Below are 14,854 nucleotides of genomic sequence, written 5' to 3'. Positions count from 1 at the left end.
GATCTTTATTCTCATAAATGATGCAAAGTAAATCAGGCAAAATTGGTTTTATTTTATGGATTGTAGGCACACAAATTCTAACTGCGCAATATAAAATCGAAAAATTGGGGCCTGAGATCAATTCAGACCAATATGATGAGATCTCACCGGTAGTCACCCGCAATGGCCGGACCCTTTATTTTACCCGGATAGGGACCCCTGAGTTTAACCGTACCCTGATACAAGACGAGGTGGATTTGTCTAAGACACTGACGGAAAGGGAATATTTTGAAATGCTTCGATCTGTTTATTCTCAGATCGCTGAGAAAGATGTGCCCAATCCGGTCTCTTCCAATATCAACCAGGATATATGGGTAGCTGACTCCAGAGACCAACTGTTTGATCGGGTTTATCAGCCGGGTTTTCCACTCAATAATGCCTTGCCCAACAGTGTTTGTTCACTTTCGCCGGATGACAATACATTGGTGATCATCAATCATTTTAGCAGGGATGGTAGCATGTTCAAAGGTTTTTCTTTTATGGATCGTAGAGCAGATGGTTCATATTCCTTTCCTGATCCGATCTATGTACATGATTTTTACAGTTATTCTCCGGAAGTGAATATCAGCATGAGCAAGGACGGAGATGTGATCATTTTATCATTGAAAAGAAAAGAAGGCTTTGGCGAGAATGATTTGTATGTAAGTTTTAAATTGAAATATAATCTATGGAGTGAACCAGTGAATCTTGGTCTAGTCATTAATACACCGGCACGGGAGGTCACTCCTTTTCTATCAGAAGACAAGACCAGGTTATTCTTTGCGAGTAATCGTCCCGGAGGGAAGGGGGGAATGGATATTTATGTAAGCCGAAGACTGGATTATTCCTGGACCAAATGGACCGACCCTCAACCCCTGGCAGAGCCTATAAATTCTATTTACGATGATAGTAACCCCATCATGATAGAACCCAATACCTATATCTACTTTACTTCTAAAAGGGATGGCACCAGTGATATCTTTAGAGCTGACCTAAACCCCGTCGTCAAGCTCGACCAATCCATCACCTTGCGGGGTACGATTAAAAATAGTTTGACCCAGGAGCTCATGACCGCAGACCTGTATTATGGCCCGAGTCGACTGCCGACCTCAGATCTATTTGTGAAAACAACAGATGGTAAGTTTGAGTTGACCGTAGAAAAAAAAGATCTACTGAGGTTGTCTCCGCGAAAAATCGGATTCGTCGGAAAAAATCAATTGGTGGATGTATCGATATTAGCCCAATCTAAAACCCTGATTTATGAGATCGATTTTTATCTCACTCCCCTTGAAAATGAACAAAAAGTAGAGCTTCAAAATATTTACTTCGAGCGAGGTACACCTGAAGTATTGGCTTCCTCCTTTCCTGAACTGGATAAGCTGGCCAATCTCATGAATCAAAACAAAAGTATGCAGGTACGGATAGAAGGTCATACAGATAGTGTAGGCATCGCTCACGAATTGTTGGACTTGTCAAGGTCCAGGGCAGAATCGATCAAAAAATACCTGGTGATCAACAAGCATATAGGTTCAGACAGAATCAACACGGTCGGTTATGGTGGCACCAGACCTATTTCTCCAAATAACTCTGAATCAAACAGATCTAAAAACCGAAGGGTGGAGATATACATCACCCAATCTGACCTAAGCAAAAAAATAAAATTGAGTGACTTGCCAGATCCCATAGTCAAGCCAATAGGCCAGGATGGACAGGTAATTACTTCTGCTGAGGAAATGGAATTTGTTCCCGAATTAAAAGAAGAGAAACCAAATCAGGCAGTATCCGAAAGCCCCTTCCCTCCACCAGTGAACCCTCCCGCGGTCACCCTGCATCATTTTGGAGACATAATTTTTATACCCAATCAACTGGCAATCAAAGAATCTTCTTTTGTGGAGATTAGAAAACTGGTAGATCACCTTATCAATAATGGATCTAAAAAAATCACCCTGGTAGGGATGTGTTCTAAAACCGAACTACTGTCTGATCCCGGTAAATATGCACTGCAAAGAGCTATGGGTGTAAAAGAATACCTTATTTTTAAATCAATTGATGGTGCACGTGTCACTGTAGATGAGTCTCAGACCAGTCTATCTGAGTTTGCAGGAGTAAAGATTTTAATCACTGAATAATCTTTCTGACTCATCTCCACCGATATGCAATTCCAATGGAATGTATGGAGCCAGCCAAATGGTAATTAGCCAGGCCATAATCAATATCAAGCCTGGAAAGGTGGATGCCAAAGCCTCCGGCAAAGCCTGATAGGCCACGATAGGACAAATCTTTAAGTTCCTGGTGACGCTGGTGATGATAGCTCAGTCTCAATCTAAGCGGGGCATATTTGCCGAGCAATATTTCAGTACTGAAGATCAAATGTCGAAACAAATTATCAACTCCTTGAGAAAAGGCCGAAGGAGCAGCTGCAGGCTCTCCAAATATCGAGACTTCGTTACTTACAGATTCATATCTCAATTGCCATCGGTTCAGGTCATGAGCACTGATCGTGAAAATCACGGGTACATGTTCTAAGCGTTGAGAATAGCCTAGTAATATGTCCAGGGGTAATGACTCTCGTGTGTCTTGATACAGATCCCACTGAGTACCCATATTTCTTATAGTCAAGCCCATAGATTGCCTGCCATCTTTAAAGGTATAGAGTGCTCCGAGATCGATACCAAGTCCGCTACTATTATAGGACTCAAGTTGTGAAAAAATATATTTGAGATTGATACCTATACTCAATGGGTCAAACAATTTTTTGGAAGCACCTATCAGCATGACCATTTCACTGGCATGGAAAGTGCCGGTTTTATTGCCGTATTCGTCTGCAGCAGTAAGATCACCATGTTGGAGATATTGAAATCCTCCTATCAAGGTGATATTTTCCTTCAGAAGATGATGGGCAACGCCTATGTTGGAATATCCTGAACCTCCATAATAAAAGCTTTGGTTAAAGTGAATACTCCTTGTGCTGGAGAGGGACGCTATAGCAGGATTGAATTGTGCCAGTACGATATCACTATCCCTTACACTGATATAGTTTCCTCCGAGAGCAGCGGTCCTGGCTGAAGGAGCCAAAGTAAGTACCTGAAATACTGACTTCCCTCCTGATTGTGCCCTTAGATCTATTATCATCAACAAACTTACCAAGGCAACTAATACCACTAAGGCTCTTGTGTTAATCCTCATATAAATTTCAAAAATACCATAAAAGGACTAATAGATAGGTTAAAGAAAATTCATGCTTAGTCGACGCGAGACGGGAGAAATAAGTAAATAATATTTAATTTAGAGCACATGCAGACACTTAAAAGAATAATGATCATCCTATTATCCGCTTTTGCCGGAGCATTTTTAGGTATGAAGTTGTATTCGGCGTTTGCAGATAACCAATCAGGTTTTGTGGGATCGGCTATGCTGTTTTGGACAGGTGTGATAGGCATGGTAGTCGGGATAGTAGCTGGATGGAGCAGCATCAAAAAATTAGATCATAAACAACACAAAATCTTGCTTGCAGGTCTCTTTATTCTGACCATAATCATTATCGGATGGGTAACTTATAGAATGTCTTTATCGGGAAAAGCGAATGAAGTGGGATCGATCGACCAGGAATCTCCATCCTTTTTTTCAGCAGTTTCCAGGCACGATCATATTTTTATACAAAAGTCTGATTCGACGATGGGCATGGGACTTGCCAAACCTGGGCTGTCTGATCAGAGAAAATTATATTTTTACCAACAGAGCTCACCCTCCGTTTCGGAGGTTCGATATGTGGTCTTTGATAGTCTACTAATATCCCTTGGCTCACTCAATTATCAAATAGATTATGCTCCTGCCTGGTTTTATCCAGAACATTTAAAATTGGACTATGATATTTTTTACCTAAAAACTAAAACGATCACTCGGAATTATTTAGAAGTCATCGGCAATAAAATCACAGGCCAAACTATATGGATAGATTCTGAAAGTGCCGAATATCTTGAATGGCCCGGCTTTCTATTGAATGTATATGCTGTATCCATGCTGGACCCCGTGCACCATCCGATCAAAGCAAAACCAGTCGACAATGCCAGTGTGGTGAAGATTCAGGATCTAGATAACTTAACGCTGCAGCCTATCGCTATACAAGGTGAATGGATGGAGGTGCTATTAGTAGATAACGATGATAAACCGATTTCCAAAGGGTGGATCCGATGGAAGAAAAATGATAGAATGTTGATCTCTTATTCGCTACTAAGTTGAATCGTGTGACTTTATTTGTTCAATCGCCATTTTAAGGTAGCCATGACACTGCGCAAAGGCCCTGAGTTATAAAATCGGTTCACAGCGGCATTGATATCCGGCCCAGAACTGTAGTCAGCATTTAAAAGATTTTCGCCAGATACTCCAATATTCAGAGTTTGGGTCAAATCATACACCATATGTGCATTAAGAAGCTGATAGGCAGGCAATAGAAATGTATTGGCATCATTGAGGGGCAAGGTAGATTGGTAATACCAGGTTATTCCAATATTGGTTTTAGGGATTCCCCGCCAATTTAGCTGGCTGGATACGGTATGAGCAGGCACTCCGGTCACATCGAGCCCGCTGAAGTCAGTAGTGCGTTGTTTATAACTGACGAATTCATAAGGCTGCCAGGCAGTAGTCGCAGACCAACTTAAGGTTTTATAATCATATTTTAGCCAAGCCTCAGCTCCGGTGATATCGGCGCCACCGGCATTGACAAAATATTCCACTCCGGCAGCATCATTTCGTCGCACAATGGCATTTTTCAACTGCATAGTGTATACATTGATATTATAGGACCAGCGTGGCCCATAAGATTTTAAGCCCAATTCAAGATTCCAACCGCTTTCAGGCAGTAGTTGATCATTGTATTCTCCGGAGGAGGGCCTGATCTCGGCGACGGTAGGTGGAGAATTACCCTTGGCAGCTGAAATGAATATACTCTTACGATTAGAGATGCTGTACGACATAGAAATCCTGGGCATCAGGACTGAACCACTTTGTTTTTTGATAAAAGAGGAGGCACTTCTGTCTTTGTATTGAAATGTTTGTTGATTAAGGCTCAGTCCAGCCAGCCATTGCCAACTTCGATGGTTGACTTGTAATTGGGTGAATACATTGTTTTGGCTAGAATTGATATTGGAGGCCGCCTGAAGCGTATCGATCTTGCCTTTATTATTTCCAAAATTTTTGATCAAATTGGCCTGGCTCAGATATTCCAGTCCGGTGATCCACTCCATATTGCCATGCGGAGTAGGATTGAAATATTTAATCTCCGGTTTGATAGAGGCATTTTTCTCAAACCTTACTTCGTAATTAGTGATAAAAGGGTTTCTAAAATCAGTATACCACAGACTAGCTTTTGGGTCTATACTCCACTTAGGTGATAGGTCGTATCGGTAGCCGGCCCCAATCATGGTAGTTTTATTATTGATACTGGCGTGTTGCTCTACGGCCCCTGGCAGACGACCCGCTGCTGGTCTAGCTTGCCTTGGATCCGCCGTTTTCTGATCCAAATTTAATCCTCCGGGAGTTTCGTAGAAAAGGTCTCCATAGAGTTGGAATAGCTTCAAGTCAGACCTGGTGGTATGATAAGATTGTGAGGCAAATATAAGATCCCGATCCATAGCAGATTGCTGCCGATAGCCTTGGCTTTGTTGGTGATTCTGGAAGACTTGAACCTTCCATTTTTTATACTGATGATGGAATTTTATAGATTCCTGCCACCGGGAGTAGGAACCCAACGATAGAGATAATTGATTCACTTCATCATCAGTAGACAGCAGTAATGCACCTCCGGACCCTGCACCATACATACTGGAAGCCGGGCCTTTGAGTAGTTCGGCTTTGGAGATCAGCTCCGGGCTCAACAACTGCAGATAGGTATTTCCTCCTCCGTCTGAGAGAGAAAATCCATCCAGGTAGACTTTTACATTTCTAACTCCAAAGGGAGACCTTAAGGTAGAGCCCCGGATGCTTAAGCGATAACTGCCTGGTGATCGCTCTTCAAGTCTCACTCCAGGTGCATGGTTAAAGACTGAAGCCAGTGAAAAAGAATGGTCTACATGGAGGGTATCCTTAATAACCTGTAATGCTGCAGGTATCCTGATCAAATCACTCCGATTTGAATAAGCGCTGATGTGAATTTCTGGTAAATCGGTTGATAGGGAGGACAGTGTATCTTGAGCCAGACTTTTTATGGGCGAGGTAAAAAAGAACACGCAAAATAAGATGGTAGGAGTGAAAATTTTATACATTTTTCGTGCTCAATTAAACATCATTAATATTCTAAAAAAAAATAATAGGCCAAAGCTTTTAGATTAAATTTTCAAAGTGCAATATCTACTTGATCGGGACCTTCACGCCCCATCCAATATTAAATAATCCTACGCCTAAATTGCTGTCTTGCAACCCTTCTGGAGTATTTGCCAAGGCTCCAGCATAACTTAGATCTATGCCAAATTTAACTTTGCGCCCAAATAAAACGCCTATTGAAGAACCTAAGTAATTGACATTGCCCTGACCAAAAATCCCTTGATTGATAAATCTTGGAGTCAGGTACCAGGCTATTCTTTCGGAAGGATGTAATGAAAGATATAAAGGAAGATGGAATTGATGTACAAATTCGCCTGCCAAAAAACCTCCGGCTGCACCTCCTATAGCGAGCGCAAATTTTGACTGCTGATCCCCTACCAGCTGTTGCTTGACATCAAATACAAATGTAAGGCCGGTACTGAGCTTCAGACCCAGGTCCGTTTTCTCGCCGACACCATATCGTCCCCAAAGTTCTACTACGCCCCCTCCGTAACTTCCACCATCAAATCCATCGCTAATCCCTGCGACATTGATACTGGCTCCAAATTCGCCTTCGTTTTTAGGAGTGGTGCGAGCGGATTGAAAGGAAGATATCTGGGCGCAGGAAGAGACCAGGATCAATCCCAACAGAAAAAATGAAGTACGTGTGATAGCCATATTTGTTTTCCGAAAAATGATGGTGAAGCGTCAAATATATAGAAGTTTCTGCTTAGGATTTTATCCATTCATAGCACGGACTATTATTTTATTTTATTCCGGTGGGCAATACATCCAAAAATTCCTATATTCGACCGAATAAAAAACCTTAATTGTAAAACTTATGATCAATAAAAATCGATTATTCATGGCAAGTTGTTTTGCCTTGATCACTACTGCATTCGCTTTTGCCATTCGCGCGGGTATCATGAATGACCTGTCCAGTGCTTTCAGCTTGTCGGATACTCAACTTGGATGGATAAACTTTATGGGTGCTTTTGGCTTTCCGATAGCGACCCTGGTAGGCGGTCCATTATACAATTCTATCGGGCCAAAGAGGCTTGGGTGGGTAGCATTCTTCTGTCATTTATTAGGGATTACTTTTAGTATCCTGTCACATAGTTTTATGCCTTTATTTCTCTCCACCTTTTTTGTCAGTTTTGGTAACGGTATGGTAGAAGCTGCATACAACCCGATGATCTCTGACATGTATGAAGACAATAAAGCTACCATGCTCAATCGATTCCATGTATGGTTTCCAGGAGGTCTTGCCATCGGATCTTTGGTAGCATTGTTTATAGCCAATATGGGCGGTACCTGGCAGATGAAAATCGCTGTCATGTATATTCCTTTGGCTATATATGGATTTTTGTTTTATGGTCAGCAGTTTCCAAAGACTGCCAATGAGATGGACAAAGCGAGTACTGCTTCGAACATGAAAGCTATATTTTCATCCCCATTGTATTTGTTTATGCTGGCTTGTATGGTACTTACCGCCACCACAGAGCTCGGTACTCAATCGTGGGTGGAGCGTATCCTTGGTGCTACTGGTGCTCAGCCTTTAGTGGTATTATTTCTTGTGACCGGCTTGATGGCTATCGGCCGATTATTTGCAGGTCCTATCATCCACAGATTAAGCATACCTGGTGTTTTACTGGGTTCAGCTATTGTATCTTTAGCAGGCATCTATCTTATGAGCGTAGCTTCTGGTGGAATGGTGTATTTGGCAGCGATCATGTTTGCCATCGGGGTATGTTTTTTCTGGCCCAATATGATATCCTTTGTAGCTGTTTATTTGCCAAAAACAGGAGCTTTGGGAATGTCACTCATCGGTGGAGTAGGGATGGTAGGTTTGGCCATATGTCAGCCTATCATTGGAAAGTGGCTAGATACTGAAAAGGCCCAGGCAGTCGCTAGTGGTCTGACCGGTGATGCTATGGAGCTTGCTGCAGGAAGAGCTACTCTGGATAATATTGCCTGGTTTCCGATGATCCTCATTATTGCATTCGGTCTGCTGTATTTCTTTAGAGATAAGTATTCAGCCGGAGTAAAGGCATCCCATTAAATAATATTTTTTTATAAGAAGGCCTTGAAGTAAGTTGATTGCTTCAAGGTTTTTTTTTGTCCAAACAAAAATTAGCCTTAAACCATATTATATTTAGAACAAAGAGTAAATTGCTCTTCGAAGGAAAATGGAAAGACTATTTCTTTGACTTCTTACAAAAAGATACTACTGCTTAATTTATTACAGTCTTATGATAGAATCACTACGCAATTGGTACAACGCTTCCTTTAACGATCAAAAATATGCTGCCTATCTAAAAGCAGTGTCGGACTCTTTGGGTGAGTCAGCTCAATTTCACCTTGCTGAGACCCCTGTTTTTATCCCCAAAGACTTTAGGGTAAAGTTGCTCCAAGCGTGTGAAGACTTGATAGATACCATCGTGGCCCCACAATTTTTAAATACTTCCGAAAAAGCGATTCTACCGGACCTGAGATTCGCCAATGATCCAGGTTATTGTCCTACTTTGATCTTTGATTTCGGCATCTGCCAGGACGATCAAGGGGTGATCAATCCTCAATTGATTGAAATGCAGGGGTTTCCTTCATTATATTGTTTCCAGGTCATTGAAGCGGATGCATACAGGCAGGCTTTTGATATACCTATGGAATATGACAATTTCGTAAATATTTCCAAAGAAGAATATATCTCTTTGCTTAAAAAAACCTTTGTAGGTGATACTCCTGTCGAAGAAGTGGTATTGATGGATTATCAGCCAGAGTCACAAAAAACCAGGATCGACTTTGCAGCCACTAAAAAACTATTGGGGATCGATGCGGTTTGTATCACGAGGGTGATGCAGGATGGGCGTCAGTTATATTATGAGAAAAATGGTATAAAACAAAAGATATCCAAGATCTACAATCGGTTGATTTTTGATGAATTTTATTCTATGAATATTCCTCATGTCGATATGCGCCAGGACCTGGATGTCACCTGGATACCTCATCCGAACTGGTTTTGCAGGATATCCAAGCACACTTTACCTTATATTAAAAGTGATTTTGTGCCTGAGACCACCTTTGTATCTGATCTTAAAAACATTCCTGATGATCTCAGCCAATATGTACTCAAGCCGGTATACTCGTACGCGGGTATGGGTGTCGTCATCGATGTAACCCAAAAAGATATCGAAAACATCAAAGATCCCAATGAATGGATTTTGCAGAAAAAAGTCCACTACCACCCAATCATTAAAACACCGGATGTGCCGGCAAAATGTGAGATTCGCATGATGGCCATTTGGGAGAGTCCTGACAAAAGACCCAGAGTAGTCCACAACCTAGCCCGACTGAGTAAAGGAAAAATGATAGGAGTGCGATATAATGCCGATTTTAAGTGGGTAGGATCCTCCTCCTGTTTTTTTGAATCTTAAGTCCGATATTGAGTAATGGAATCTGTATCCTTAGTGACCTCTGTTCCGGACCTGCATACTGCAAGGATTTGTGCTGCAGCCGGTGTGCCTATGATCTCTTTGGTCCAGACTCATCCCAATCTTATTGAAATCAGAGATTGGTTGGAAGGAACAGAAGTGTTTGTTCAAATCACAGATCCGGATTTGCCCTTGCCTTTAGTAGATCATCTGATCATCCCTTTTGAATGGTATGATGCTTTTTCATTTATAGACAAAAAAGTATTTTGGATTACAGATGATCACACGATCTCCAGGCCAGATGGCATGATCTACACGAGTCTATACCAAAATCCGCCTCCCACCGGTCAAGATTTGAAATTATTTCCTTACTATGAAGGCTGTCTCTGTGCTGTATGGTTAGACTATCAATCGGATTACAAGAGCTTTGAAAGGCTTTTTTTATCGTAGTTATCAACCCTGTTAGCGATATACATCAATAGATAGTTTTGAATCAAATTTTGCCTCGATATCCTACAAGATTAATCAACAAAAGCATGCTTTTTCCAACGGATATTTATTAAAATGGCGCCAAAGACAATATTGACAGTAATAAAAGTGAAAACCCACCCTATGATCGGTGTCGATCCAATCATTTTGAACACGACGAAAAACCCAAAAGCCAATAAAACCACCTGCCAAAAATTATATTGTTTGCCATACTGTATCATAAACCATTGCGCTGAGGTCACTGCCACGATGCAACTTGCCAGAATGATCAAGGAGATAAGCGCAAATAATAGGATCAAGCCGATCGGTAATCCAATGACGGTAACAAAAGTAATGAGGATGGTTATTGGCAATCCTATAAAAAATAAGAGCCCCCACAAGAATGATTTCAGCGTCATAATTTGAGTAGTGCCCACGGCTTGTCTCAAGACAGGAGCAAAAAAATATTGAATGAGCATAATCATGAGCAGGGCTGTACCCAGATACCACCACAAAATCATTAAGGATCCCCAGCCCAATTTGTACCAGGTCGCTTCAGACATTTTTAAACTCGAATCGAATATCGTCTGAGTCGGAGGTCTCAATGCTTCTGTGAAATTAGGGGTAGGGCCAGGTACCCAATAGGTTATATTCCCATTAAAGACAGTTTTTGATCCACATTGGATACTTTCGGATGCAGCCAGCGTGCCATTTCCATCGACAGTTCCCAGGATGGATATGGTAGCCCCCTTGATATTCATATCTTTTTTTACGGTGCCATGGAGCTTAAACTCGTTCACACCAGCTTTTAAAATGCCATTTACGGTACCATTTATTTCGACATTTCCTGCTCCTATGATGAGATCGCCTATTTGAGCTTGCTCGTACAAGACCAGTGACCCACTCCCTATCAATACATCACCAGCGATGGTATTATAAATTTTAATGTCCCCCGCGCCAGCTCTGAGATCTTGTGCGATATATCCCTGGAGGATGATGGTACCACCTGCCATCAATACATCCCCAAAAATGCTGTCATTGATTGTGATGGTGCCTCCTGCCACAGTGAGGTCACCATATATTGGAGCATTGATAGTTATAGTGCCTCCGGAGATATATACATTTTCATGAATTGGTTGAGATAGGATCACTGTATTACCATATTCAATTTTTAAGGCTGATACCAGGGAAGGTAAAGCTAGAAATACTACCAGCCATATCATTTTAGGTATCGAATAAGCATGGTTTTTCATAAGGCATTGATTTATCATATTCTTTATGAGGTTAAATCAGTGTGTTCGCCTTGATAGTTTCTTTAATTTCAGGTGCTGATCTACCCATCAAAGTTGAACTTAAACCCAATACCTTGACCTGATGATTATATCTGGTTTTGCTGATCCATATCAATGTATTTATGCTGTCAAGAATATTTTGATTTGAGACATTATAACTATTTTTGGCACCATGCTCAATCAATCAAGTTTTCGACATGTGAGTTACCTATGGGAAGAAACCAAAGCGTTGGCTCTAAAAGATGAAGTAGATCTTTTTATCTATCGATCCAATCTGCTGGGTGCTGATCTGCGATTGACCAATTATGGAGGTGGTAATACATCGGTAAAAATCCAGGACAAGGACCCATTGACCGGAGATCCTGTCGAAGTGATGTGGATCAAAGGTTCTGGTGGTGATATCGGCACCTTAAAAAAATCTGGATGTGCTGCTCTATACCTGGACAGACTTCTGGCTCTGGAGCGGGTATATCGTGGACTGGAGCATGAAGACGAAATGGTAGCACTGTTCAACCATTGTATATTTGATCTTAACTCTAAGGCACCGTCTATTGATACTCCACTCCACGGATTTCTGCCATTTAAGCACATCGATCATCTGCATCCTGATGCTGCCATCGCCATAGCAGCAGCAAAAGACGGCAAAAAGATCACCGAAGATTTATTTGGTGGAAGCATCGGTTGGGTGGATTGGCAACGACCCGGCTTCGACTTGGGTCTGAAGCTCAGATCATGCCTGGAAGATAGTCTTGCCCAGGGGATCCAACTTAAAGGCATCATGTTGGGTTCCCATGGATTATTTACCTGGGGAGATACTTCGTATGAGAGTTATATCAATACCCTGGAGGTGATAGAGGCTTGTGCCATATATTTAGAAAATAACATGGGCCATCCCCGGCCTGTCTTTGGAGGCATGAAAATGCACTCGCTGAATGGGATCGACCGACATACACAGGCGGCGGCTATCGCTCCCATCCTTCGGGGACTCTGTTCGTCACACAAACCCATGATAGGACACTATTCAGATGATGCCAGAATATTGGAATTTGTCAATTCCCATGATTTGGAAAGGTTAGCCCCGATGGGCACTTCCTGCCCTGATCATTTTCTGCGCACCAAAATAAGCCCACTCATATTGCCATTGGCACCGGATGCAGACCTCACTAACCCTGAAGAGATAAAAAAAGAATTATTGCCTGGTTTTGAGGAATATCGCAACATGTATGCGGCATATTATCATGCCTGTGCTCATGTAGATAGCCCTGCTATGAGGGACCCCAATCCTGTGGTGTTATTATATCCGGGCATCGGTATGTTTACATTTGCTAAAGACAAAACCACTGCCCGGCTTGCCAGCGAGTATTATATCAATGCTGTTAACGTGATGAAGGGGGCTGAGGCAGTCTCAGCGTATACGGCACTACCTCGCCAGGAAGCTTTTGATATCGAATACTGGCTTTTGGAAGAGGCCAAATTGAAACGGATGCCTAAACCAAAAGCCTTGTCAGGCAAAATAGCCTTAATCACCGGATCGGCAGGAGGTATTGGCAAAGCGATTGCCAAAAAATTTGCCGAAGAAGGGGCTTGTATATTACTTAATGATATCCATTCCGGTAGATTGGATGAAACAAAAGAGGAATTTGTCAAACTTTTTGGCAAAGATGTGATCGATGCCACCCTGATGGATGTCACCAGCGAAGCATCTATTGAGCTGGCATTTGAACAGTTGGCTTTAAAATTTGGAGGCATCGATATCATCGTCAACAATGCTGGCATCAGTCTCTCTAAGTCAATCACTGATCACACAGTAAAAGACTGGGATAAAATCTATGATATCCTGGTGAAAGGCCAGTTTTTGGTATCCAAAGAAGCGATTAAGGTCATGAAAAAGCAAAATATTGGTGGAGACATCCTCAATATCGTGTCTAAAAATGCCGTCGTAGCAGGGCCAAACAATACTGCATACGGATCTGCTAAATCAGCGCAGGGCCATCTCTCCCGTCTACTCGCTGCAGAATTAGGACCGGACAGAATCAGAGTCAATATGATCAATCCAGATGCTGTAATCGCTGGCAGCAATATCTGGTCGGGTGGTTGGGCTGAAGGACGGGCGAAGGCTTATGGCATTACAGTAGAAGAACTGCCTGCCTACTATGCCAAGCGAACCTTACTCAATGAAATCATCCTGCCGGAGGATATAGCCAATGCAGCCTTTGCTTTTGTAAGCGGTCTGCTCAATAAAACTACTGGTAATGCCCTGAATGTAGATGGAGGCATTGCTATGGGCTTTTATCGTTGAATAAGTTTTTTTGCTGAGAATCTGACTGTTTCATAAGCAGTTTTGTCTTCCCTGCAAAATTGCGCGGAGTTACCTTATTATTGATAATTCACAAAGTGGTTCCAGACGGCCTCTGCCACCTCTGCCATAATCCTGTCATTGGTAGCCTCATTTTCTGATGACTGGGTCACAAAAACCGCCAGTGATATTTTTTTGCCATTGGGTAGTACCATGATGCCAATGTCATTGGATGCTGCAGTGATGCCTTGATCATTGGTGCCGGAGTATCCGGTTTTATGACCCACGATGGCATCATGAGGAAGAAGTCCTTTTAGTTTATTAGGTCCCGTGGTGGTCTTTACCATGGTATTCCAAAGAAAATTCTTTGTAGTCGGAGATAGGATGAGCTTATTGTCGAATATTTTTAATGCTTCGATCGCTGCTGTCGGAGTGGTCCAGTTGGCAAATTGGGCTTTATACTTTTTATGCATTTGCTCTTCAGTGGCTTTGATAGCTATATCCTTGATGCCAAGAGAATGAATATATTTGTTGACTTTGGCAGGACCACCTATCAACCTGAACAAGATATCACAACCATTATTATCACTTTGGGCAACGGTATAGGTGAGGATTTCACGAAGTGGAAGATAGAGCTCACCGTTAGGATATTTATCGCGTAATGGGCTCCAGGTATCAGGCAATAAATCTTTCTTCGATATCCAAATTTTTTGATCTATGTCCCATTTTCCACGATCTACCTGATTCAAGACCGCCAAGGCTAAATGAAATTTATATACACTTTGCATTGGATAGTGTATATGATCATTATACGTGATGGTGCCCTCCTGTTCCAATGCTTGAATGGCAAATCCTATGGTCGCTTTTTTATCCTGGCAGATAAGGACTAATTGATTGAGCAAAAGATCATCCTGTCCCAGACTATAAGTGGTGCATAAAGATATCAGAAAAATAGTGGTGAAGATAGATTTCATCAATGTGAAGATAGAATCACCAACAAATATAATGATAGGTTTTGAAGGTTAATATTCGAATGTTGTTCGAGAGAGGCT

Annotated in this window: 11 protein-coding genes; 6 read left to right on the top strand and 5 right to left on the bottom strand. The window is 41.9% G+C overall.

Annotated features, from left to right (window positions below):
• Nucleotides 1-17: 17 nt before the first annotated feature.
• On the top strand, nt 18-2,147 hold the full coding sequence (locus IPJ09_12650) for an OmpA family protein (GenBank protein MBK7372268.1): 2,130 nt from the start codon (nt 18-20) through the stop codon (nt 2,145-2,147).
• Nucleotides 2,148-2,157: 10 nt separating this feature from the next.
• Here the strand turns inward: IPJ09_12650 and porQ are convergent, their stop codons facing one another.
• Nucleotides 2,158-3,204 (bottom strand): type IX secretion system protein PorQ, encoded by a 1,047-nt coding sequence (porQ, locus tag IPJ09_12645; GenBank protein ID MBK7372267.1) that lies wholly within the window; start codon nt 3,202-3,204, stop codon nt 2,158-2,160.
• Nucleotides 3,205-3,312: 108 nt separating this feature from the next.
• Here porQ and IPJ09_12640 point away from each other — a divergent pair, with 108 nt between their 5' ends.
• Nucleotides 3,313-4,257, top strand: coding sequence for a hypothetical protein (locus IPJ09_12640; protein MBK7372266.1), 945 nt, complete (start codon nt 3,313-3,315; stop codon nt 4,255-4,257).
• A gap of 11 nt (nt 4,258-4,268) precedes the next feature.
• Here IPJ09_12640 and IPJ09_12635 read toward each other — a convergent pair whose 3' ends face one another.
• Together IPJ09_12635 and IPJ09_12630 are read right to left on the bottom strand one after the other, a co-directional pair.
• Complete coding sequence (locus tag IPJ09_12635; protein MBK7372265.1) at nt 4,269-6,278, bottom strand: TonB-dependent receptor; 2,010 nt, start codon at nt 6,276-6,278, stop codon at nt 4,269-4,271.
• 85 nt (nt 6,279-6,363) lie between these two features.
• A complete protein-coding gene (locus IPJ09_12630) occupies nt 6,364-6,993 on the bottom strand; it encodes a hypothetical protein (GenBank protein MBK7372264.1) in 630 nt (209 codons plus the stop codon).
• A 163-nt stretch (nt 6,994-7,156) separates the two neighbouring features.
• Here IPJ09_12630 and IPJ09_12625 point away from each other — a divergent pair, with 163 nt between their 5' ends.
• From IPJ09_12625 to IPJ09_12615, 3 genes are all read left to right on the top strand, one after another.
• Complete coding sequence (locus tag IPJ09_12625; protein MBK7372263.1) at nt 7,157-8,377, top strand: MFS transporter; 1,221 nt, start codon at nt 7,157-7,159, stop codon at nt 8,375-8,377.
• 190 nt (nt 8,378-8,567) lie between these two features.
• Nucleotides 8,568-9,749 (top strand): hypothetical protein, encoded by a 1,182-nt coding sequence (locus tag IPJ09_12620; protein ID MBK7372262.1) that lies wholly within the window; start codon nt 8,568-8,570, stop codon nt 9,747-9,749.
• A 15-nt stretch (nt 9,750-9,764) separates the two neighbouring features.
• The gene (locus IPJ09_12615) at nt 9,765-10,196 is read left to right on the top strand and encodes a hypothetical protein (protein MBK7372261.1); all 432 of its coding nucleotides are present in this window, start codon (nt 9,765-9,767) and stop codon (nt 10,194-10,196) included.
• Between the two features lie 71 nt (nt 10,197-10,267).
• On the opposite strand, the gene IPJ09_12610 is transcribed toward IPJ09_12615, so the two are convergent.
• Complete coding sequence (locus IPJ09_12610; GenBank protein MBK7372260.1) at nt 10,268-11,467, bottom strand: hypothetical protein; 1,200 nt, start codon at nt 11,465-11,467, stop codon at nt 10,268-10,270.
• Between the two features lie 211 nt (nt 11,468-11,678).
• Here IPJ09_12610 and IPJ09_12605 point away from each other — a divergent pair, with 211 nt between their 5' ends.
• Nucleotides 11,679-13,805, top strand: coding sequence for a bifunctional aldolase/short-chain dehydrogenase (locus IPJ09_12605; protein MBK7372259.1), 2,127 nt, complete (start codon nt 11,679-11,681; stop codon nt 13,803-13,805).
• A gap of 77 nt (nt 13,806-13,882) precedes the next feature.
• Here IPJ09_12605 and bla read toward each other — a convergent pair whose 3' ends face one another.
• Nucleotides 13,883-14,776, bottom strand: a complete 894-nt coding sequence (bla, locus tag IPJ09_12600; GenBank protein ID MBK7372258.1) for a class A beta-lactamase, subclass A2 — start codon at nt 14,774-14,776, stop codon at nt 13,883-13,885.
• Between the last annotated feature and the right edge of the window lie 78 nt (nt 14,777-14,854).

The sequence above is a fragment of the Saprospiraceae bacterium genome, assembly GCA_016709995.1.
In the GTDB taxonomy this organism is placed as follows: Bacteria; Bacteroidota; Bacteroidia; order Chitinophagales; family Saprospiraceae; genus JADJLQ01.
This window is presented reverse-complemented; position numbering and strand designations above follow the sequence as displayed.